This window comes from Agarivorans albus (assembly GCF_019670105.1).
Taxonomy (GTDB): Bacteria; Pseudomonadota; Gammaproteobacteria; order Enterobacterales; family Celerinatantimonadaceae; genus Agarivorans; species Agarivorans albus.
In genome coordinates this window covers 1,559,879-1,584,034 of record NZ_AP023032.1, presented here as the reverse complement: position 1 = coordinate 1,584,034, position 24,156 = coordinate 1,559,879, and the positions used below count along the sequence as shown (strand labels likewise).

Annotated in this window: 14 protein-coding genes; 12 read left to right on the top strand and 2 right to left on the bottom strand. The window is 47.3% G+C overall.

Annotation, left to right across the window (positions count from 1 at the left end; translation table 11 throughout):
- Positions 1-9: 9 nt before the first annotated feature.
- From phnF to K5620_RS07245, 12 genes are read left to right on the top strand one after another with little or no spacing between them, the layout of a single operon-like run.
- Positions 10-708, top strand: coding sequence for a phosphonate metabolism transcriptional regulator PhnF (gene phnF, locus K5620_RS07300; protein WP_016401279.1), 699 nt, complete (start codon positions 10-12; stop codon positions 706-708).
- Complete coding sequence (gene phnG, locus K5620_RS07295; protein ID WP_016401280.1) at positions 705-1,175, top strand: phosphonate C-P lyase system protein PhnG; 471 nt, start codon at positions 705-707, stop codon at positions 1,173-1,175. The genes phnF and phnG overlap by 4 nt, the downstream gene beginning before the upstream one ends.
- A complete protein-coding gene (gene phnH / locus K5620_RS07290) occupies positions 1,175-1,774 on the top strand; it encodes a phosphonate C-P lyase system protein PhnH (RefSeq protein ID WP_016401281.1) in 600 nt (199 codons plus the stop codon). Before phnG ends, phnH begins: the two co-directional genes overlap by 1 nt.
- Positions 1,774-2,895 (top strand): carbon-phosphorus lyase complex subunit, encoded by a 1,122-nt coding sequence (locus K5620_RS07285; protein WP_016401282.1) that lies wholly within the window; start codon positions 1,774-1,776, stop codon positions 2,893-2,895. The genes phnH and K5620_RS07285 overlap by 1 nt, the downstream gene beginning before the upstream one ends.
- The gene (locus K5620_RS07280; RefSeq protein ID WP_016401283.1) at positions 2,882-3,781 is read left to right on the top strand and encodes an alpha-D-ribose 1-methylphosphonate 5-phosphate C-P-lyase PhnJ; all 900 of its coding nucleotides are present in this window, start codon (positions 2,882-2,884) and stop codon (positions 3,779-3,781) included. The genes K5620_RS07285 and K5620_RS07280 overlap by 14 nt, the downstream gene beginning before the upstream one ends.
- On the top strand, positions 3,765-4,589 hold the full coding sequence (gene phnK, locus K5620_RS07275) for a phosphonate C-P lyase system protein PhnK (RefSeq protein ID WP_016401284.1): 825 nt from the start codon (positions 3,765-3,767) through the stop codon (positions 4,587-4,589). Before K5620_RS07280 ends, phnK begins: the two co-directional genes overlap by 17 nt.
- 24 nt (positions 4,590-4,613) lie before the next feature.
- Positions 4,614-5,315, top strand: coding sequence for a phosphonate C-P lyase system protein PhnL (phnL, locus tag K5620_RS07270; RefSeq protein ID WP_016401285.1), 702 nt, complete (start codon positions 4,614-4,616; stop codon positions 5,313-5,315).
- 4 nt (positions 5,316-5,319) lie between these two features.
- A complete protein-coding gene (gene phnM / locus K5620_RS07265; protein ID WP_016401286.1) occupies positions 5,320-6,456 on the top strand; it encodes an alpha-D-ribose 1-methylphosphonate 5-triphosphate diphosphatase in 1,137 nt (378 codons plus the stop codon).
- Positions 6,456-7,058, top strand: coding sequence for a ribose 1,5-bisphosphokinase (gene phnN, locus K5620_RS07260; protein ID WP_051147587.1), 603 nt, complete (start codon positions 6,456-6,458; stop codon positions 7,056-7,058). Before phnM ends, phnN begins: the two co-directional genes overlap by 1 nt.
- Entirely contained in the window at positions 7,055-7,807 is a 753-nt protein-coding gene (phnP, locus tag K5620_RS07255; protein ID WP_016401288.1) for a phosphonate metabolism protein PhnP, read from the top strand. The genes phnN and phnP overlap by 4 nt, the downstream gene beginning before the upstream one ends.
- A gap of 16 nt (positions 7,808-7,823) precedes the next feature.
- A complete protein-coding gene (locus tag K5620_RS07250; protein WP_016401289.1) occupies positions 7,824-8,477 on the top strand; it encodes a DapH/DapD/GlmU-related protein in 654 nt (217 codons plus the stop codon).
- Complete coding sequence (locus K5620_RS07245) at positions 8,477-9,721, top strand: MFS transporter (RefSeq protein WP_016401290.1); 1,245 nt, start codon at positions 8,477-8,479, stop codon at positions 9,719-9,721. The genes K5620_RS07250 and K5620_RS07245 overlap by 1 nt, the downstream gene beginning before the upstream one ends.
- Here the strand turns inward: K5620_RS07245 and K5620_RS07240 are convergent.
- Together K5620_RS07240 and K5620_RS07235 are read right to left on the bottom strand one after the other, a co-directional pair.
- Positions 9,694-10,305 carry a porin family protein gene (locus K5620_RS07240; RefSeq protein WP_016401291.1) on the bottom strand — a complete coding sequence of 204 codons (612 nt, stop codon included), beginning with the start codon at positions 10,303-10,305 and terminating at the stop codon, positions 9,694-9,696. The genes K5620_RS07245 and K5620_RS07240 overlap by 28 nt on opposite strands.
- A 187-nt stretch (positions 10,306-10,492) precedes the next feature.
- On the bottom strand, positions 10,493-24,151 hold the full coding sequence (locus K5620_RS07235; RefSeq protein ID WP_221077463.1) for a VCBS domain-containing protein: 13,659 nt from the start codon (positions 24,149-24,151) through the stop codon (positions 10,493-10,495).
- Positions 24,152-24,156: the final 5 nt, after the last annotated feature.

The following is a 24,156-nucleotide window of genomic DNA, read 5'->3' as shown; positions in this document are numbered from 1 at the left end:
GAGCTTAAGATGCCCCGTTACCAAGAAATCGCGCTAAGCCTAGAAAAAGAAATTAGCCACGCTTACCAAGCAGGCCAATACTTGCCGCCCGAGCAACGCTTGGCAGAACGCTACCAAGTAAATCGCCACACCTTGCGTCGCGCCATCGACGAACTCGTGCTTAAAGGTTGGTTATTGCGCCAGCAAGGTAAAGGGGTAATGGTATTAAGCAAACCGGTTCGCTACCCACTTCATGCCGGGTCCAAGTTCACCGACAACTTGCTAAATGCCGGGGCAAAACCGATTAGCCGAGTATTAAGCTTTGGCCGAGCCAACGCCAATCATCAGGTGGCTAAAGGGTTAAACATTGAATTAGCCAGCCCCATTTTGCAGCTCAAAACATTGCGTTTTATCGACAAAATGCCCATTAGCATTGTTTTTCACCACTTGCGCATGGGCGAGCATGAAAATCACTTAAGCCAATATCAGCAGGGCTCACTGCACGGTTTTTTACAACAGCATTGCCAGCTTGAATTACGCCGACACCACACGGTAGTGGGTGCGCAAATGGCTAATCGAGAAGACTGTGCCTGTTTGCAAATTGATGGCAGCACGCCCTTGTTAACCCTACAAACGGTTAACGTAGACCAGCAGCAACAGCCTTTCGAATTTTCAATCTCCCATATTAGAGCCGAGCTCGTAGAGCTAAGCTTGGAGCACCCCCAATGACTACCCAACAATCTACCCAAGCGGCAGATATAGCCGCGCGCCAACACTGGATGGCAGTATTAGCCAAGGCTTCTTATCAAGACTTATCTAGTCGCTGGCAACAGCTAAAGCTAGATCCAGAATGTGAAATTATTCGCCAACCAGAGATCGGTTTAGCCAAATTGCAAGGCCGGGTCGGTGGCAAGGGCGAACGCTTTAACTTAGGTGATACCACTATCACACGCGCTGCTGTGCGCTTAAGCGATGGCACTTTAGGTTACGGCTATTTACGTGGACGGGCCAAACAACACGCCCTACTTTCAGCCTTAATTGATGCCTTGATGCAAAACGGCGAGCATGCACCCAGCTTACACGAGGCTGTAATTCAACCTTTGGCTGAGCAACAACAAGCGGAACAAGCAAAAACTGCCGCTCAAGCAGCAGAATCAAAAGTAGATTTCTTCACTGTGGTTCGAGGAGAAGACTAATGCAAACAATTGAAGCGGGCTTTCCTAACAGCGTACACAACGCTCAACAGTGTTTTAGACAAATACTCAAAGCACTAAGTGAACCAGGCAGCCAAGTAACACTTGAACACCACTTAGGTTTTGCGCCGCTAAATGCCGCAGCTAGCCAAGTTATTATGAGTTTATGTGACCAACAAACTGCGCTTTACCTTAGCCCAGCTTTAGCAAAAAACTCAGAGCAGCCAATCGAACAAGCCTTACACAACTTAGCCTTTCATAACGGTCTTAGCTCGGCGCCCATTAATCAAGCCGATTTTGTTGTAGTAGACGCCCAAGAAGAGCTGGATTTAAGCCAGCTAAAAGCCGGTACAGACTCCAGCCCAGAACAAAGTGCAACCGTGTTAATTCAAACCAACAGTTTGCGCACCGGGCCAGTCTTTCAACTATCTGGGCCGGGCATAAAACATAAGCTTGACCTGCAGTTAGGCGACCTAAGCACCAGTATCGTTGATTACCTGCTAAAGCCGAGCCACCGCTTTCCATTGGGTCTCGATTTTATGTTTTGTCATCAACAATCACTGGTGGCGATTAGTCGCACCACCAAGCTGGAGTTACGCTAATGTATGTAGCAGTAAAAGGTGGCGAAAAAGCCATTGCCGCAGCACATAAACTGCAAGCTAAACGTCGCCGCGGCGACACCAATGTTGCCGAGCTTAGCGTTGAGCAAATTAGCCAACAACTTAGCTTAGCGGTAGAGCGAGTTATGACCGAAGGCGGCATTTTTGATCGTGAGTTGGCGGCCCTGGCAATCAAACAAGCCAGCGGTGACCAAATAGAAGCCATTTTTTTACTTCGCGCCTATCGCACTACGCTGCCGCTGTTAGCCACTTGTCTCCCTTTAAACACCGGCAACATGCAGGTACAACGGCGAATTTCGGCCACCTATAAAGATTTACCGGGCGGGCAACAGTTAGGCCCAACCTACGACTATAGCCACCGCCTATTAGATTTCAGCTTATTGGCCGAGCAACAAGCGGAGCACAGTCAACCAAACCAACACTCAATCTCGCAACCAACACCAAACGAAGATGAAGCCTTAACAAGCAACAAGCAGCAAGCGTTTAGCAAGGTGTTTTCGTTACTAGAACAACAAGGTTTAGCCGAGCCTGAATCAGACAGTGGCGCAGAGCCCGCCGACATAACCCAGCAAGCGATTAGTTACCCTTGCTCACGGGCTGCACGTTTACAGCAGCTAAGCCGCGGCGACGAAGGATTTTTACTATCAATGGCCTACTCCACCCAACGTGGATATGGGCGTAACCACCCCTTTGCTGGCGAGATTCGTAGCGGCGAAGTAGCCATCGCAATCTGCCCAGAAGAGTTGGGGTTTGAGGTTGAGATAGGCAGCATTACCCTCACCGAATGTGAAATGGTAAATGGCTTTGTTAGCCCACAAGATAAAGACGCTCACTTCACCCGAGGTTATGGCTTAGCCTTTGGCTTTAGCGAACGCAAAGCTATGGCGGTTGCCCTACTCGACCGCTCTTTGCAAACCGAGCGCTATAACGAGCCAGTAAGCAGCCCAGCACAGGATGAAGAGTTTGTGCTAGCCCATGCCGACAACGTAGAAGCCGCCGGCTTTGTTTCTCACCTTAAATTGCCTCATTACGTCGACTTCCAATCGGAACTAGAACTGCTACGAAAAATGCGCCAGCAAGGAGCCAGCCATGACCAGCTTTAGCCAACAGGCTACTGCACTAGATGATAGTAGCCTGCAATACAATTTTGCTTACTTAGACGAGCAAACCAAACGGATGATCCGCCGCGCCATCTTAAAAGGTGTTGCCATTCCTGGTTATCAAGTTCCCTTTGGTGGACGCGAAATGCCAATGCCTTACGGCTGGGGAACCGGCGGCATTATGCTTAGTGCCTCTATTCTTGGTCAAGATGATGTACTTAAAGTGATTGACCAAGGCGCCGACGACACGACCAATGCGGTATCTATTCGTCACTTTTTCAGCAAAGTTTGCGACATTGCCACTACCGAAAAAACCGAACAAGCCAGTGTTATTCAAACCCGCCACCGCATTCCAGAGCATGCCCTAAGCAATAACCAAATTCTGGTTTTTCAGGTGCCTATTCCCGAGCCGCTGCGCTTTATTGAACCGCGTGAAACCGAGACCAAAAAAATGCACGCTTTGGAAGAGTACGGTTCGATGCAGGTAAAACTGTACGAAGACATTGTGAAGTATGGCTACATCGCCACCAGCTACGCTTATCCGGTAACGGTGCATGGGCGCTACCTTATGGACCCATCGCCAATTCCTAAATTCGACAATCCAAAGCTACATCAATCGGAAGCCTTAATGATTTTTGGTGCTGGGCGAGAAAAACGCATTTACTGCATTCCTCCCTACACCGATGTGCACAGCCTCGATTTCGACGACCACCCCTTTAGCATTCAGCAGTGGGATGAGCCTTGCAGCCTATGTGGTAGTCACGACACCTTTCTCGATGAAGTGCTGATCGATGACCAAGGGCAACGCATGTTCATTTGCTCAGACACCGACTACTGCCAAAAGCAACAAGCCGCGCAACTAGGAGCTGAACATGACTCAGTTAGCTAAGCAACTTGAAGAACCTCGCGCAAACGCCGCGAACCAAGCCGAGCCAGCCCTACTCCAAGCCCAAAAATTGAGCATGCTGTACGCGCCAGGCAAAGGCTTTGAAGACGTTAACTTAAGCCTTTATCCCGGTGAAGTATTGGCCATTGTGGGTGAATCGGGCTCTGGTAAAACTACTTTGCTCAAAACCTTATCGGGTCGCCTTGCTCCACAAACCGGTAGCATTAGTTTTCAAAGCGATAGCAACACCGCAGAGCTATACAAAATTAGTGAAGCGGAACGTCGCAGCTTAGTCAGGCAACACTTTGGCATTGTGCATCAGCACCCGCTAGATGGGCTGCGCCCAAGGGTGTCGGCGGGCGGCAATATTGGCGAGCGTTTAATGGAGAACGGTTGGCGCAATTACGCCGAGATCCGCCAGCAAGCACTCACTTGGCTAAAAGCGGTAGAAATAGATCAAAGCCGAATTGACGACATGCCCCTCACCTTCTCCGGCGGCATGCAGCAACGCCTGCAAATCGCGCGCAATTTGGTTACTCATCCGCGTTTAGTATTTATGGACGAACCCACAGGCGGCTTAGATGTATCGGTGCAAGCGCGATTATTAGATTTAATTCGTAATCTCGTCACCGAACTGCAACTCGCAGTGGTTATTGTTACTCACGACCTAGCGGTAGCAAGGTTGTTGGCGCACCGAATCATGGTGATGAAGCAAGGCCAAGTGGTAGAAAGTGGCCTTACCGATCGAGTATTGGATGACCCTAGTCACCCCTACACGCAATTGTTGGTTTCATCGGTTCTTCAACAATAAACGCCTAGCTTACAAGGATTCATCATGAAACCCGTCATGATCGCTAAAAACATCAACAAAACCTTTATATTACACAATCAAGGGGCTGCGCATTTACCGGTTTTACGCCAGCAAAATCTAGAGATTTTTGCCGGAGAGTGTGTGGTGCTTAACGGCAGCTCTGGCTCTGGTAAATCTAGCCTATTACGTTCCCTTTACGGCAACTATCAAGTTGATGAAGGTGAATTGCTGATTAGCCAAGGTGAGCAGTGGCTTGATTTAGCTACCGCTCAAGCAAGAGAAATTATTGCTTTACGCCGCAATACCATTGGTTGGGTAAGCCAGTTTCTAAGGGTTATTCCACGTTTATCGGCCTTAGATATCGTAATGCAGCCGATGTTAGAAAATGGCATTAGCGATAGCCAAGCTAAAACTAAAGCCGAAACCTTATTAAGCCACCTAAACGTGCCAGAGCGCTTATGGAGCCTAGCACCCGCTACCTTCTCTGGTGGCGAACAACAACGGGTCAACATTGCCCGCGGTTTCGCCCTCGATTACCCAATATTGTTGCTAGACGAACCAACCGCCTCATTAGACAAACACAATGCCCAGCAAGTAGTTGAATTAATTTTGGCCGCCAAACAACGCGGCGCAGCCATTGTTGGCATATTTCACGATGTTTGGGTGCGCGATTTAGTCGCAGACCGCTTACACAACATGCAACAACCAGCACAATTAGCAGGATAGTGTGATGATTATTACCAATGTAAATATGGTTCTGGAACATGAAGTAGTAACAGGGTCACTAGAAGTTCGTGAAGGCCGCATCGTGGCGCTTAGTGATACTCAAAGCCAGCACAGCAGTGCCATAAATGGCGACGGTGCTTACCTGCTGCCAGGCCTTATTGAATTGCATACCGACAACTTAGAGAAGTTTTTCACCCCACGGCCTAAGGTTAGCTGGCCCAGTGGGTCGGCCATGGCCAGCCACGATGCCTTAATGATTTCCAGCGGTATCACCACCGTGCTTGATGCCATTGCACTAGGTTACATTAACGACCACGGCACTCGCCTTGCCAACCTTGAGCGGATGCTACACACCATTGTGAATAGCCAGCAACGCGGCGTTAATCGCGCCGAGCACATGCTGCACTTGCGCTGCGAACTGCCGAATGCCGATACCGCCAACATATTTGAAACCTTGGTTGAGCAAGGGCCAGTAGCCATGGTGTCGTTAATGGATCACACACCAGGCCAACGCCAGTTTGTAGACAGCGAAAAGTATCGCACTTACTACATGGGCAAATACGGCTTAAACGATAAAGAAATGGCAGCTTTTGAAGCCGAGCAAACTGCCGCGTCCGAGCAGTGGTCAGACGCAAATCGTAAACACATTGCAGCCTCTGCTCGCGAGCGAGGCATTGCCTTGGCCAGCCATGACGACGCCACACTTGAACACGCCTTAGAGTCTGCATCATTAGGTTGTGCCGTTGCCGAATTCCCTACCACTGTTGCTGCGGCTAAAGCCTCACACGACGCGGGTTTGCAGGTAATGATGGGCGGGCCAAATATTGTGCGTGGCGGCTCCCACTCTGGCAATGTAGCCGCGGCAGAGCTGGCTCGTGAAGGTGTGCTGGATATTTTGTCGTCTGATTACTACCCAGCCAGTTTACTCGATGCCGCATACATGGTGGCTAACATGCAAGATAACAACTACGATCTTTGTCAGGCCATTCAAATGGTTAGCCTAACTCCTGCACATACCTTAGGCATGGACGACCGAGGCAGTATTTGTGAGGGTAAGCGGGCCGACTTGGTATTAGCCAAACCCAATGATGAGCGCTTGCAAGTACTGCAAGTATGGCGTGAAGGAGAGCGAGTATTTTGATGACTTCGCTAACTGCCAGTGAACTAAACGGCGAAGCCAAGTTGTTTTACTTGGTGGGGCCTTCTGGCTCAGGTAAAGACAGCATAATTAATGGCTTACGTAGCCAGTTGCGAGCGGACAGCAACCTGCTGATTGCTCATCGCTACATCACCCGCGCGGTAGATGATAGCGGTGAAAATCACATTGCCTTAAGCGTGCCAGAGTTCACCCATCGTAAACACAGCGGCTTATTTGCGATGGACTGGCAGGCCAATGGCTGCAATTACGCAGTGGGTAACGAAGTAAATACTTGGTTGAGCATGGGGTTCTCGGTGCTTTTCAACGGTTCTCGCCAACAGATCCCCTTAGCTGAAGAGTTATTTGGGGAACGCTTGCGAATAATCGCCTTAGAGGTAGACCCCAGCATATTGGCCGAACGCCTGCGCAAGCGCGGTCGTGAATCTGAACACGATATCTCTGCACGGCTGCGCCGCAGCGAACAATATCAGGCTTCTCTACCAGAAGAGTGTTGGCGCTTAGACAACAACCGCAATCTAGACAGCACAGTGAGCAAACTGCTCAAATACATTGAAACAGAAACTACCGAGTTATATATCCAATGAAACTAACCCTACTTGGCACCGGTAATGTCACAGGCTGCCCAGTGTACGGCTGCGATTGCCTCGCCTGCCAGCGAGCGGGCTTAGACCCCAGCAAAGCAAGATTACTTTGCTCAGCGGAGCTAGAGGTAAACGACCAACGAATACTTATCGACGCCAACCACCCGCAGTTACAAACCCGCTTTCCGGCTGGGTCTATTGATGCCATGTTACTCACCCACTTTCACATGGATCATGTACAAGCTTTATTTGAATTACGCTGGGGAGTAGCAGAGCCAATTCCGGTTTATCACCCAGATGATCCCTTAGGGTGTGATGACCTATTTAAGCACCCTGGTTTACTAGATTTTCAGCCCGCGAGGCAAGCCATGCATAGCTTTTCGTTAGCCGGTATCAACATAACTCCGCTAGCGTTAAATCACTCAAAACCAACTCTAGGCTACTTGTTTGCCAGTGAAAATGGCCGGATTGCCTACTTAACCGATACCCTAGGGATCCCAGACCAAAGCTGGCAACAATTGCTGCGCCAGCCGCCAAAGTATGTAGTGATTGATTGCAGTAACTCTCCTCTGCATCGTTCAGGCAATCACAATAATCTTAGCGACGTGCTTGAGTTAGCACATGCACTGCCCGACAGCATTTGGGTGCTCACCCACATTGGCCACGATTTAGACGAATACCTCATGCAACACCCCAACTGCTTACCCAGTAATGTGCTGGTTGGGCATGACGAATTATGCCTAAGCCTATAACTTCAAAGGAATAACCATGGCGATAGTAGACCCCGGCGCAAATTTAAACAGCCAGCCCAGCGTAGCTAATAGCAGTAAGGTAACCAGCTCTGAACTAGGTAGCTGGACTGAAATCGGCGAACGCTGCCTATTAGACAACGTGCAATTTGGTGATTACAGCTACGCCCAAAACGACGTAGATATTGCTTTATGCGAAGTAGGAAAATTTGTCTCTATTGCTTCAAGCGTAAGGGTAAATCCCAGCAACCACCCGTGGTGGCGGCCAAGCCTGCACCACTTTAGCTACCGCCCGCAAAAGTATGGAATGGCAGCAAAGGTAGACAATCAGGTATTTGATTGGCGTGCAGATAACAAAGTGCAGATTGGTCACGATGTATGGATTGGCCACGGCGCGATTATTATGCCGGGTGTAAACATTGGTAATGGCGCCATTGTTGGCTCTGGCAGTATTGTCACTAAAGATGTACCCGCTTGGCACATCGTGGTGGGTAATCCTGCCAAGGTATTAAGACCGCGCTTTGATGAACCAAGCACTGGCGAGCGCCTAGAAAAACTTGCCTGGTGGGATTGGTCGCATGAAAAACTTGCCGAGGCCCTGCCATTGTTCCAAGAAGACTGCTTAAGCTTTCTGGAACACTATGAGAAACAACTGCTAAGCGAAAGCGTTTAGTGGCACTAGCCTCAACTAAGGTTCGCTTAGCCACTCATGGAATGGCCATTGCCCAAACACTGCTTTGGGCATGCCTCTACTATAGCTTTCCTGCCACGCTGCTCACTTGGCATCAGCAGCTTGCTTGGTCGATTGCCGATGTCTCGTTAGCATTCACGATTTGCTTAGTCGCCTCTGCACTTTGCTCGCCATTTATTGGCCGTTTAATCGACAAAGGGTTTGGCCCACAGGTTTTAAGCAGCAGCGCTCTGCTGGGGGGAATAGCTTTGCTGGCCGTTAGCCAAGTGCAGAACTTATGGCAGTTTTATGCTGCTTGGTTAGTGCTAGGCTGCGCTAGCGCAGGGTGTTTATACGAACCTTGTTTTGCTTTTCTTACCCGTTATCGCGGGGACAACGCTAAATCGGCGATCACTAAAGTCACCTTATATGCTGGCTTTGCAGGTACCCTAAGCTTTCCACTTTGCCATTACCTTATCGACCTCTTAGGCTGGCGAATAACGTCCGTGAGTTTGGCCTTGATTGTTTTGCTCATCGCTACTCCATTGCTATTTATTAGCGCCAAGTTAATTCAAGGGGCCCAAAGCTCAGCGCTTGGCAAAACGCAAACCATCGCAAACATTAAACAATCGAGCTCACCAAATACTCAGCTCAAAAACGCAGTGTTCTGGTTTATTGCCTTAGCCTTTTCCCTTAGCGCACTTAACCACACGGTACTGGTCAACTTTTTACTACCAAGCATGCACGCTCTCAACTTTAGCGCAGATAATGCCGTGTTAGTCATGGCGATGATTGGTCCAATGCAAGTACTTGGGCGCATCGCAATGATCAGTGTAGATAAACGGCTATCGAATACCCTTATAACCATGCTGTGTTTTGGCAGTTTGCTCGTTGCCGCCTTTTTGCTGTGGCAGCTCGAACATCTCCAGCACCTTATTTGGCTGTTTGTCGTATTACAAGGGAGTGCTTATGGCGTGACCAGTATTTTGCGGCCAGTGTTAACCAAACAATTACTCGGTGAACAAGGCTTTGGAGCGATATCGGGAATGTTGGCCGTGCCCTATTTACTCGCCAGCGCAAGTGCCCCATTTCTTGGTGCTTTTGCTTGGCAGTTAAATCAGCAGCAGGGTATTTTTGGTTTAGTCAGCCTTAGTGCAGGCCTAGGGTTTGTAGCAATGGCAGCCTGTTGTTTGCAACAAACTGCCATAGCAACTCGCTATCAGAAGTTAACAGCTAAACCTAAGTAAGCGCCGCTATTACTGGTGCTGTAGCTACGTGTTGCAATATCTTCGTACTGGTAACCCGCAGAGATATCAATGGTGCTAGCCACTAAATCAAACAGTTCGTAGTTAACACCCGCGCGGAAACGGTTCGCTTTGTAATCTTCATCGGTAAGCGACAGTTTTAAATCACTTTCCAAACCTAAGCCAGAACCAGGGAAACGCCAAGCCACACGCCCTACAGCGTATACTTGCTCACCGTCATCAGAGCCAGCTAAGGCAGTGTTGGCACTGTCCCAACGCTCGTAACCCGCACCCACATCTAGATAAAGGCCTGCTGTATCAAACAAGTTGTAATACAACTCACCTTGGTAGCTAGAACCATCTGCCGCATCACCTTGCTTACGTTTGTTAGCACCTACTGCCACATTTGGAATAAGCGGAATAGGATGCTTAAAACGCAGCTCTAAATCACCCTGCCAAGCCGACGAGGCTTTTGGGTCAGTATTGGTTTGAGCGATATGACTAGCCAGTGTTAAACCTAGTAGATCGGCTTGAGCAGGAAGAGCAGCGAACATAGCAGCGCCAACAACAGCGAGGCGTAATTTCATGTTGAGTCCTTTAACTAAACAACTTCATATGAGGGTAAGGCGGCATTTTGCCACGCCACTTAGTGAACACCAAGAGAAAAAACTACCTCACCATCCCCTTTTAGTTTATTTTGCTAAGAATTAACATATCGCCTTATTTTAGTGCAATATTTGATATTACATTTAGCTCAAACAACATTCGATATATTTACCATTGATTGTGCATATTGTTGAGCGCCGAATGCAACAGCTCATCATCATGACTATCCACAGCCGTATTATCATCAACAAGTTGGCTATGGCTATGATTATTGCCTTGGGCATCATCAAGTTGATGATGTTGGTCCTCACCTTCAGCCAATGGATTGTCAAACGGATCCGCCGATTGTAATGCTAAATCATCTGCATCAGCTAAAGGGTTGTCTACGTTAAATTCAGGTAGTAGATCTGTTTGGTCGCCATCGGAAGACTCCAACGGCGTATTATCTCTGCTCATTCCCAACATTTGAAAGTAGTGGTCTACCGGAGCAATAGGATCATTGAGAACTCCGGTGCTTGCCACGTTGGATAAATCCGCATCAACATTTGAACTAAAGGTCAGCGTATCTGTTTCAGTGTCACTTTGTGGAGCATCTGATTGCCCTATTCCGGCCAGTACAGGTGCCGCTAGTACATCAACTCCAATAGTTTGACTAACCGAAGCCTGTTCACTGCCATCATGACTAATTGCTGAAACATTTAAATCAAAATGGCCATGAAAGTCAGCTTCAGGAATAACTTTGAGGTTAGTTAATTCGCTTTGTTGTAGTGTCCATATGCCGTTAATTTCAGTCCCCGCAGATAGCGAAGCCCCTGGTGGAACGCCTGTGATTTCAACTGTGAGCGTTTCATTTGTATCTGGACTGGATACGTTAATATTAAGTGCTAAATCAGAATTTTCATTCCCTGAAATCGCCATAGTATCGAGTGGCGAAGCTAAATCACCGACATGCTTAGTAAATATCATGGTAGGAGTATCGGCATCAGGCGACACATGAATCGCCATAGTGTTATCTATCGCTACATGACCATCGGTCACCGTATAATTTAAGCGTAATTCCCCATTATAATTTACCCCTGGATTAATAACCCAATGGTCACCTTGTTGGGTGATAGTACCACCACCGACTATTGATAAATGGCTTACATCAAGCACATCTTTAGCGTCTGTATCGTGAACGTTAGCAAGTAAATCAGCTTTACTCAGAGTGAGCAGATGATCTTCAACAACCGTATTAGCAAGGGCATGACCAACAACAGGTACATCATTGGTACCGATGATCACTAACTTCATGGCTTGGTCTACGCTGTGACCAAGAGAGTCGGTAGCGGTCACCATTATTGTTTCTTCAAGTCGCTCACCCTGAGCCAAGGCCTGCACACGAGCCGAATCGTTGTGGGCCTGATATTGCCAACTGCCATCGCTACTTAAGGTTAGGTCACCGTATTGCGGACGTGTTCCGGCTTGCAATGCCCAGGTGACACCGCTGGCGACTTTGACATCACCAACTAATAAATCGAGTAAACCGTGCGAGCGTGTGACTTTATCTTCGGTAACCACAGACTCGGACGCGCCGAAAATTTGCGGCCCGGTTTTACCGTCACCAATGTGTACTGTTAGATGTTCTTCTCGGCTCTCACCGCTGCCATCGGTAACTTTGAGGGTAACGGTTTCGGTATGAATTTTACCTGCAGCCACCTCCTGATTGAGTTTGTCTCGCTCCGGACCACTGTGGCTAAAGGTAAAGTCCCAGCGACCGTCGGCATCAATATTAAAGTAACCAATGCCCTGTACATCAATTATATTGCGGTTGCCTGGAGTGAAATCCAATTGATGGTGGCCGCCTTGATTATCTATGTACTCGACGTTGAGGTTGTCAGCGTTATCAATGTCATCAATATTGATATAGCCGTAAGAGTGGGTGTTGGTCATTGAGCCCGTGGTAATTGAACGGGATATTTCAAAGGTTCCTGTTAGCAGAGGCGCGTCGTTGGTGCCATGAATACCAATATTGACCACGGCATGCTTGGTGTCGCCATGGTTATTGGTATAACTGATGAAAAAGTTATCTGCATGGGTATCTGTTTGCCCCATTTGCTGAATCGCGGCAGCTTGGTTGTCCAATGTGTAGTGATAGCTACCATCGGCGTTCATGTGTAAGGTGCCATAGTTGCCTTGTAGCACTCCGGTAGTGGTTACGGTTTCACTAGCGCCAACAGCAAATAAAGTTCCTGTCGCAGTAGTCTTACTGTCCTCCTCGACAGCTTGAGTTTGTACCAGCGTACTGAGATCAGCTGAAACCACCAGTTGCCTCTGTTCATGAGCGCTATCGCCAGTTGCTGTAGCGACAACCTCAGCATGAACTTGATAGGCGTTGTCGCCAATATTGGCAACTTGGTTGGCAGGAATGGTCAATTGCCAATGGTTATTGTTAACGCTGGCGCTATAGTGTGTACCAGCCACAATCACATCAACCGAATTGCCATCAGCCACATGGGTTGTGGCACCTGTAATAGTTAAATCCTGCTGATGGTCATGATGATTTACCCAATCGTCATTGGAGATAGGGTCGATAGACAGCGTTGGTTTAGCAGTATCTATAGTGATTTTATGATGGGCTTGGGCATAGCTGCCATCAGCTTTTACTTCAAATACGGTCAGCGTATAGGTACCATCGGCGCGATCTGTTGCGCTGACATCCATTTTCCAATGACCATTTGCATCGACAATTGCTTTAGGACCGCTGAGAATCCCACTGCCCATGATAGTGCTACCGGGCTCGCCAGTTCCGTATAAGATTATGTGGCCGTCGCTAGTAACAAAGTCACTGTCACTGACACCGGTATCATATTCTAATCTGGTAATTGCCAGAGGCGGCGTGACATCAATTATTGCGTTGGCATCAATAGTGTTATGACCATCGCTGATTTTGAAACTAATGGCTAAATCGTTACCAACAAAGCCTGGGGTTGCAGTAAAGCTATAGCTGCCGTCAGGATTGGTTACTACCGTTCCATGGGGAGAGAGCAGTGAACCTGCCACAATCGATAATCCCGCGGTGCTGGTATCAACATCGGTAACATTCGCAAGTAAATCAGTTGCTTGAAAGTCGTGTGTGTGGCCAGATTCAACCTTGCCTAAATCGGTGGTGACGGTGGTTGGCGCGGTGTCGCTACCAGTGAGGTCGACGCTGATTTGATGTTGGGTGCCATCGGCAGTCTTAACTGTAACGATATCGGTGGCACTTTGGCCCTGTGACAGCGCTTGTGCAGCTTTGTTAGGCGTATATTGCCAATGACCAGTGGTATCAATACTAAATTCCCCATGGCTGCTAGGCAGCACTTGAGCGATGAAGTGATCTTGGTTGGTATCGGGGTCGGTCACTGTAAGTTGACCCGAAACGGCATGGGTTTCGTCGGTAGTTAACTTGCTATCACCGGTGATGCTGGCATTCCCCACTTGAACTGTTAGGTGCGCAGGTAGAGTTTCTTGCCCATCGGTCACGTCGACTTCGATTTTCAATTCACCGCGATAGTTGGATTGAGGGGTAACGGTCCAAGTGCCATCACCATTATCGTGAATCGTGCCGTGATTCCCAGCAATGGATACGTGGGATACCGATAAGGTATCACCATCAATATCAGTGGCTTGGTTTAAAATATCATCTTGATTGATGGTAAAGCTTTGATTGACGTTAACTGTTGCGTGAAATTGGTCGTGGTCTATTTGATCGTACTTATGTAGCAGATCATTCAAGTTACTTGCTGAAGCAAGTGCTTTAATTTGTGCAGGAGAAATGACCTGATCAAACACCGCAAAATTATCAAAAGCACCATGCAGGTTACCATCTTGTGACCAGTGGCTCTTGCCAATGAAATTTTGACTTCTAGCGGTAGCGGGAAGCTCTGCGCCGCTATCGGTTTCCCCTAATAGCTGGCCATTATTATACAGTGCCATATGACCATCATGACTAATGGTCGCAGTCAGTTTCATCCATTGGCCCGAGGTGACCCCATGAGGCACCATTAGGTCATGCTTTTGACCCGCAGCGTCGATGAATTCGAGCTGCAGTGTATCGGTGGTGCCACTATGGGTGAGCAAAATGTTGTCTTTGGCTTGGCCATTACCAAAATCAAACACTCTGGAATAACTGTCAGCTATTGAGTCAAATTTTACCGTGGCGGATACCGTAATACCTTGGCCATATTGTAAATCCGGGACCTCGATTTTGGCACCGCTATCACCATGAAATTGCACTGCTGAATCTGGCGTGCCATCAGCACCTGTGGTGGCTGTGATGGTGCCACTTAGCACGGCATGATTACTTCGGCCTGATAGATCGGTGCCTTGATTACCCGAAAATTCGTAAGCCGCTGAGATGGGCAGTGATGCAAATTGCCCACCTGCTAAGAAAGTTGGCGCATCGTTATCTGCTGAAATGTGGATTGCGCCAGTGTACTCTTTTGAGTCTAGGCTGCCATCGCTTACTGAGTACTTAAACGCAGACTCGCCATTAAAATCTGTTACCGGCGTAAAGACCAATTTATCGATGTTATCAGCATCAATTTGCTGGCCAGCAATCACTGCTCGGCCATCTAATAACAAACTACCGTGTGCAGGATTTGGCAGGTGAGTGATGGTAATGTGCTGCAATGTATCGCCCGTATCAACATCAGCAAAACTGAATTCATTTTTACTGAAAGTATGGCTATGGTCTTCAATATCCCTAACACTTAGATGAACTGAGGTCGGTGCATCATTTCTTGCTGCAATATCAATTTCAGCCGTTGCTACCGATGAGTTGTCATGGCCATCATTAACTGAGTACTTAAAGTTAACTCTACCGTTAACGTCTTGTTCAGGGGTAAATATCAGATTAGCAATATCCGTTTGGCTAATGACTTGGTTAACCGTTACGGCAGCACCATTTAGATGCAGCACACCTAAACTGGCAGCGGGTAATTCCGTAATGGTGATACTGCTTAAACTGCCGCCATCGCTGTCAGTAAAACCAAAGTCAACATCAGTAAAGTGATAACTAACATCTTCAATAGCATGGATGACTTGTGTCGCAATCGTTGGTGCTTCATTGCTACCTTGTACGTCAAAGTGCATGGTGTGAGTTGTTTGACCACCTTCATTATCGGTAACGACTACATTAAATGTTTCGGTAACGTGTTGCCCTTCGGTTAAGGCTTGAGTAGCAGCTAAAGCATTATCAAGTTCGTAATGCCAGCCGCCATTGGCTGCAATTGTAAAGTGTCCATATGTACCCAACACATCGGTTTGTTCGGTAATGCTATGGGTGTCTCCAGTATCTGGATCGCTGATACTTAGCATGCCTGAAGTGCGAACGTGGTCGTGTCCGCCGTCTTCAATAACGGTTTTAGGTGCTGCGAGTTCAGTAACGATTGGGTTATCGTCACGGCCATCAATGTTGATGGTGATTTGGTGTTGGGTACCATCAATACTAGAAACGGTATAGGTTTCGTGTACCTGATCATCTTTGGTTAACGCATTAGCGGTGGCATTTGGAGTAAAGGTCCACTGGCCAGCTGAATTAATAGCTAAGTGTCCATAGGTGCCACTAATATCGTTGGCAGCAACGTGTGCTTGGCTAGTGTCAGTATCGGTGACAGTTAGCTGGCCGCTTACTGAGTGATCTTCATCGGTATTACCGGTTGAATCGCCAGTGATTGTTGCATCTGGAATGGGCTTACTAGGATCAAGTTGTAATCCTTCATGTTCAATTGAAATTGCTTCTTTTCCATCAGGAGCTTGGGTTGTTGCAGTAAGGGCTACGTTCATGTTTGTTGCGGCATCATGGGGCAACTGCGCAGTTAACGATGCGGTATTCCAGCCATGGATATCCACCTTATCATTGAGGCTGGCTATTGTGTGCTGATGCCCGTGACCATCCGATAAGAGTGTGCCTTTAATTAAGCCGCTAATTTCGAGTTTAGTGACAACATCGTCAGGAGCATTGACAGCTACGTTAGGGTGTAGATGCAATAACGCACCTCTAGGGACAGTGCCTGCGTTACTATCAACAGGCACAACTACGGTATGAGCACCTGGGCCACTTGTTACAGTATGATGGCCCGTGGTATCAATAAAATTACCTTTACCATCGGCCATAATATTGGTTAGAACGCCACTAGGCTCATGGGCTATGGTACCTAAAGCAACAGATGCAGGCGTCACGGCATGATCGACCATGGTTGCGGAAAACACTCGGCCTCCTGCTGAAAGGCTAGCGGTATAATCTGTTGGATTATCAGCCCCCGCGGAATTGTCTCGTGTGCCAGCGATAAAAGTACCGCCGTTAGGGAATGTACCGCCTTGATTAACCGTTTGTTGTTTTATTATGTGGCCGTTATCAAAAACCACTAAATGACCACTACCTGAATCCCATGTCATCGTTAAGCGATGTGTATTGCCATCAAGTAAGTTCACTCCCGTGTCTACTGTCGGCCCCATAAAGGCAAACTGCAGATTACTGGCATTCCAAAAAGTAATAGTATTTTGTTGATCATGGCCACCGGGTACAGAGTAGTTCAATAGCACCGCTGCATTGCTTGGCGGATGGCCATTGTCGAGCACGAAGGTGATTTCGGCTGACATTGCATGCATGGGGCCACCGGCATCGATACCATCTACTTTGGCATAAGCTGTTTTATCACCAGAACCAAAGCTCATGACTTGTTGTTCTGCAGAAATATGTAGACTTACCGTAGCAGGATCGGTCACTGAGGTAATATCAATACTTGCATGGGCAGTGCTTTGGTTAGTGCCATCGGTAACTTGATAAATAATATCGACATTGTCGCCATGAAAGTTGGCAGTAGGCGTAAACGTGTAGCCGTGAATTGCGTCGCCACTAAAGGTTCCATGGGGTGAAGTTGGGGTACCAACAACCTGCAGTGACCCGTCTGGGTCCGACAAATGTTCAAGCAGTTGTGCCGTGGAAATATGGCGGCTACTGTCTTCGTTGAGAGTTGCTAATGTTCTAGTGCCACTATCAACTAATGGATCGTTAACGGGGTTAATAGACAATGTTGCACTTGCGGGAGCGGAATCGGCATGGCCATCATTCACGGTATAACGGAAATGAACATCACCATTAAAGTCTTTCGCTGGAACAAATTGAAGCTTACTGATATTTCCAACATCGATAATCTGATTTGCTGATACATCATGTCCATCAAGTACAAATTTGCCTTCTGCTGCGCTTGGCAAGTTAGTTAAGGTAATAGCCTGTAAGGTGTCGCCAGTATCTATGTCAGTAAAACCAAACTGGCTTGCTTGCATTTGGTAACTGACATCTTCAGTACCATTGGTTAGATGCACTTGGTTTACAGTGGGTGCATCATTAGTCCCCGTGACATTAATATGAAGATCGTAGGGTGTACCATCTTTACTATGTACGCGATATACTACGATTTCAGTTTGACCTTGTGCTAGATGCTGCAGGTTGGCGTTATCAACGCTATAGGCCCAGCTACCAGCACTGTCAATGCGTAGCTGACCACCAAACGGGTCATGAATTTTTGTTTCGCCAAATTGACTATATCTAAATGCATTTTCACCGCTATCGGGATCAACGACATTGAGGGTACCATTAGCAATCTCGGTGACGGTGCCATTAACATTACTACTGTGGGCCCCATCTTCAGTAATACTGCCACTACTGACCTCTGTGATGACAGCACTGTCTCTCACCGCGCTAAGTGTTGTTGTCGCTCCGGTGTGGGTGATGCCGCCATGTGCATCTTTCACGTCATAACTGAAATGGACTTGACCGTTGTAGTCTTTGTCTGGGGTAAAGGTAAAGGTGCCATCTTGGTTAGTGAGAATAGACCCATGATCAGCATGTAGATTGGCAATGGTGAGTTTGCCTGCATCATTGGCATCCACGTCTATGGTGTTTGCTAAAAGATCAACGACAGAGATGGTTTGAGCTAGATCTTCTTTGCCACTAGCTAGCAGCACTTCTGAAGAGCAATATGGGCGGTCATTATCACCATGAATGGTAATAATAATGTCGTGAGATGTACCATCTTTAGCGTATACAGTAATGGTATCCGTTAACGTTTGATGCTCACCTAATTTATCAATGGCAGTGCCGATTGTTGTCTTACTATTTCCGACCCAATCAACACTCCCTACGGTAACATCGTAATGCCACGTTCCATCTGGATTTAATAGTAAGTGTCCATATTGTCCATGGTAAGAGTTATTCCAGGCACCGCCTTTAGGATCAAACTGAGACTCTCCTGTATCGGGGTCAACAATATCTAACTTGCCATCAGCTGTTAGTGCTGCTTGACCTAACTTAGCCATGCCTGGCTGAGCATAATCTGGCGACATATCTTGTCCAGCAGTTCCCTCGCTGACATCGCCAGTATCAACTCCACCAATGACGGCGGCATTATTGGTGCCGGTTACGCTAATAGAAAGGTTTTGTGTGGCGCTGGCATTATGTTCATCAGTGACGGTGACAGGAATCGTAAGTGTTTTTGTTACCCCAGAGGCTAGTGATTGATAACTTGCATGGCTAGGGTCAAAGCTGTAGCTGCCGTCGGGGTTTAATGTGAGTCCATCTACCTGTGGTGCTGAATAACGCAGTTGTGCACCAGTATCAATATCATGGCCTATCATCTGCCCATTTAGGATGGCGCCACCCTCAGTGACAGACTGTGACTGTGCACTCACTGTGGGAGTATCATTGGTGCCGTGTACACTAAGTTTGATGGTATGCTCAGTGCCGTCAGCGGTGCGGATAATCGCCGAATCTGTTTTTGTTTCGCCGGCGGCAAGGTCTTGAATATGACGGTTGTCCAGCGTATAGGTGTAGTGGCCATCTTGCATGAGTAAGATATGCCCACCGAGTTTAGTATCGTAACCAATACCTTGGTAAGTTTGTGGACCTATATTAGGGTCAAAACTGTTATCGCCTTTATCGGGATCTTGAATGTTTAATTGACCGTCATAGTGCAGGTCGTAATGGGTATCTATGTAGCCGCGATCTTCAGTAACGCCGCGTAAATTCATGTCCGTTTGAGCATCGGTGACGGTTGCTTTATCTTCTGTGCCGTTAATGGTCACGGTAATTTGTTGCTCAGTGCCATCCACCGAATGTACAAGCAATGTATCGGTGAGTGATTCGCCAGTTTTGAGCCCTTGAATCGCCACTTGCGCGTTATCAGCAGTGTAAGTCCAGTGACCCAAATTATTGATAGCCAGCGTACCGAATTTGCCTTGTAAGCTTTCAGCATTGAACTGGGTTTGACCGTTGTCACTATCTGTAATAGTGAGTGCACCATCGACACGAAGTAGACCCTGATGAACGTCTTTATCTTCTGTCAGTGATGCTGTTGATGTACCACCAATAATAGCTTTGTCATCAGTACCATTGATCGTAACGGTCAATTGTTGTGACGTGCCATCAACCGAATGAACAAATAGTGTATCAGTAACAGATTCACCGGTTTTAAGCCCTTGAATGGTCGCTTGTGAATTATCAGCAGTATAAGTCCAGTGGCCTAACTCATTGATTGAAAGAGTACCAAACTGACCTTGTAATGAGGTGGCAGAAAATTGGCTTTGTCCAGCATCGGGATCAGTTACCGTAAAGATACCATCAACACGCAACTGTCCATTATGAACCTCTTTATCTTCAGTTAAACTTACTGTTGAGGTGCCAGCGATTTGAGCTTTATCGTCAGTGCCATTAATAGTTATTGTGATTCTTTGTTCAGTGCCATCAACGGAGTTCACCAGCAATGTATCGGTGAGTGACTCTCCGCTTTTAAGGCCTTGGATCGTAGGCTGAGAATTATCGGCGGTGTAGATCCAGTGCCCCTGATTATTGATACTCAGCGTACCAAGATGGCCTTGTAGTGTTGTGGCCGCAAACTGGCTTTGCCCTGCATCGGGATCGGTAACAGTGAGTGCACCGTCAACACGCAATTGCCCACTATGAACCTCTTTATCTTCTGTCAGTGATGCTGTTGATGTACCACCAATAATAGCTTTGTCATCAGTACCATTGATCGTAACGGTCAATTGTTGTGACGTACCATCAACCGAATGAACAAATAGTGTATCGGTAACAGATTCACCGGTTTTAAGCCCTTGAATGGTCGCTTGTGAATTATCCGCAGTGTAAGTCCAGTGACCTAATTCATTGATTGAAAGAGTACCAAACTGTCCTTGTAATGAGGTAGCCGCAAACTGGCTCTGCCCTGCATCGGAATCGGTGATGCTTAAATTACCATCTGCTCTAATCTGCCCTTGATAAACATCTTTATCTTCGGTAAGTGAGGCCGTTGCAGTACCAGCAATCACGGCTTTGTCATCGGTGCCGTTAATGGTGACAGTGATTTGTTGTTCAGCGCCATCAACAGAGTGAACCAGCAATGTGTCAGTAACTGATTCACCTGTTTTAAGCCCTTGAATACTCGGCTGAGAGTTATCGGCGGTGTAGAACCAGTGCCCTAAATTGTTGATACTCAGGATACCGAACTGGCCTTGCAGTGATGTAGCAGCGAATTGGCTTTGGCCGTTATCTAAATCGGTAACAGTGAGTGCACCATCGACTCGAAGTTGACCACTATGAACGTCTTTATCTTCAGTGAGGTTTGCAGCAGAAGCGCCTGCGATTTGAGCTTTATCGTCGGTCCCATCAATCGTGACAGTGATTTTTTGTTCAGTGCCGTCAACGCTATGCACCAATAATGTATCAGTTAAGGCTTCACCGGTTTTTAGACCTTGAATAGTCGCTTGAGAGTTATCCGCAGTGTAAGTCCAGTGACCTAACTCATTGATTGATAAAGTACCAAACTGACCTTGCAGAGTTTCCGCGCTGAACTGAGCTTGGCCGTTATCGCTATCAGTAATGGTCAGGGCTCCATCCACGCGCAATTGACCCGCATGAACGTCTTTATCTTCAGTCAGGTTTGCAGTTGAAGCGCCTGCGATTTGAGCTTTATCATCGGTGCCGTTAATGGTGACAGCAATTCTCTGTTCAGTGCCATCGACGCTGTGAACCAACAATGTATCAGTTAGTGATTCGCCAGTTTTTAAACCTTGAATCGCGGTTTGAGAATTATCAGCGGTGTAGGTCCAGTGACCTAATTCATTGATAGAAAGAGTACCAAACTGACCTTGTAATGAGGTAGCGGTAAATTGTGCCTGACCATTATCCGCATCCGTTACCGTCAGCGCCCCATCGACACGAAGTAGACCCTGATGAACGTCTTTATCTTCTGTCAGTGATGCTGTTGATGTACCACCAATAATAGCTTTGTCATCAGTACCATTAATCGTAACGGTCAATTGTTGTGACGAGCCATCAACCGAATGAACAAATAGTGTATCGGTAACAGATTCACCGGTTTTTAGCCCTTGAATGGTCGCTTGTGAATTATCCGCGGTGTAAATCCAATGGCCGAGATTATTGATGCTCAGTGTGCCAAATTGACCTTGCAGGGTTTCCGCGCTGAACTGGGTTTGGCCATTGTCACTATCTGTAATGGTTAACGCACCGTCCACGCGCAACTGACCAGCATGAACGTCTTTATCTTCAGTGAGCGAGGCCGTTGATATACCAGCAATCAAGGCTTTGTCATCGGTGCCGTTAATGGTGACGGTGACTTGTTGTTCAGTGCCATCCACAGAATGAACCAGCAATGTGTCAGTTACTGACTCACCAGTTTTCAGGCCTTGAATAGTGGCTTGTGAGTTATCCGCCGTGTAGGTCCAATGGCCGAGATTATTGATGCTCAGTGTGCCAAATTGACCTTGCAGGGTTTCCGCGCTGAACTGGGCTTGGCCATTGTCACTATCTGTAATAATGAGTGCACCATCGACACGAAGTAGACCCTGATGAACGTCTTTATCTTCTGTCAGTGATGCTGTTGATGTACCACCAATAATAGCTTTATCATCGGTGCCGTTAATCGTGACAGTGATTTTTTGCTCAGTGCCGTCGACTGAATGAACGACTAAGGTATCGGTAAGCGACTCACCGCTTTTAAGGCCTTGAATTGCAGTCTGAGAATTGTCAGTAGTGTAAGTCCAATGACCCTGATTATTGATACTCAGCGTACCAAACTGCCCTTGTAAAGATGTTGCTTGGAATTGGTTTTCTCCAGCATCAACATCAGTGACAGTCAGCGCCCCATCAACGCGAAGTAGGCCATTATGAACCTCTTTATCTTCAGTGAGCGAGGCCGTTGCTGTGCCAGCAATCACCGCTTTATCATCGGTACCATCAATCGTGACAGTGATTTTCTGTTCGGTGCCATCGACGCTGTGAACCAATAACGTATCCGTTAATGATTCACCAGCTTTAAGGCCTTGAATTGAACTTTGTGAGTTGTCAGCTGTGTATGTCCAATGGCCAAGTTCGTCAATAGATAAGCTACCAAACTGCCCTTGTAGCACATTGGCTTGGAACTGGTTTTGACCGCTATCCAGATCCGTAACTGTTAATACACCATCTGCGCGCAGTTGCCCTTGATGAACATCTTTATCTTCGCTGAGTAAGCCACTATACCCTCCGCCAATGATCGCCTGTTCATTAGTGCCGAGAACTTGAATAGTTAAGTCTTGCTTAACTACTTCACCAGCACTGTCGGTTACACTAACAACAAAGTGCTCAACCCCCTTTTGCCCTTCGATTAACGCAAGGGTTGCAGGTTGCTTATTATCAAGCTGATATTGCCACTGCCCATTATCAGGGTTAATAGTTAATCGGCCATATTGACCTTGAGAGTGGCTAACTGCCCATTGTAGTTGCTCATTGTGGTCTGGATCTTTAGCGAATAACTGACCATCAACTTCAGAAAGTGCAGCCATCTCAGTAACGTTGGCATGGTACAAACCAGAGATTTGGGGTTTATCATTACTGCCCTCCACCTCTATTGAAACCACCATTTTGATTTGATGCTGCAGATTGTCTTTAACTAAAACAACAAATTGCTCACTATGGTGCTCTCCTTCAGCCAAAGCATTGGTCGTAGCTAGTACATTATCCAACTGATAACGCCACTGCCCAGTATGAGAGTCTACAACCAGCTGGCCATAAACCCCACTTCCTGACTCAACTGACCAGCTTACTTGGTTAGCGTCAACACCAGCAACATGCAACTGACCGCTCACCTCGCTCACTTTATCTTCTTTTACTGATCCGCTTTGTTGCTGAGCCCCTTCAGCATGAATAACAGGTACTTGCTGCTGGTCAGTTTGAGAGTGATTAACTTTAGTAAGCTGTTGTACTGTCACACTGGGCTTATAATTATTACCCTCAACATTTGCCAACTGGTTGCTCGTTAAACCCTTAACCCCAACATGATTAAGAAATGAATGTGCAGCAAACCAATGAGAGTTGGCACTGCTACCCCCTCCTTTACCCACTCTTGCTGTCGCTTTGCTGCCATCAATTAAGGGAGCTTCCACCAAGGCAGCGCCAGCAACGGCTTTTGAAGTGTCATCGGATTCGGAGGATTTAGCATTAGCAGATTCCCCACCTTTACCGGTTTTCGAAATTGTCTCTAACGGATTTGTGGCTTCTGACAATAACCCCTCATCTGGTAAAGCCTGCTGCTCACTTAGCAGTTGCTGATGAGATTTATCAGCAACCAAATCTTGATTGCTTAAACCTACGGTTTTTCCATCCCGGAGTTCTTTAGCTTTAAGTCGCGCAACATCTTCATCAATACGCTTGGCTTTTTTTAGCTCCTTACCTTTGTTGTTGCTGTTACTACCTAGAGAGAGTTTGCCTTTGGCATTTGAGGCTGATTTATCTTGCTGCTTAGTCATAACAA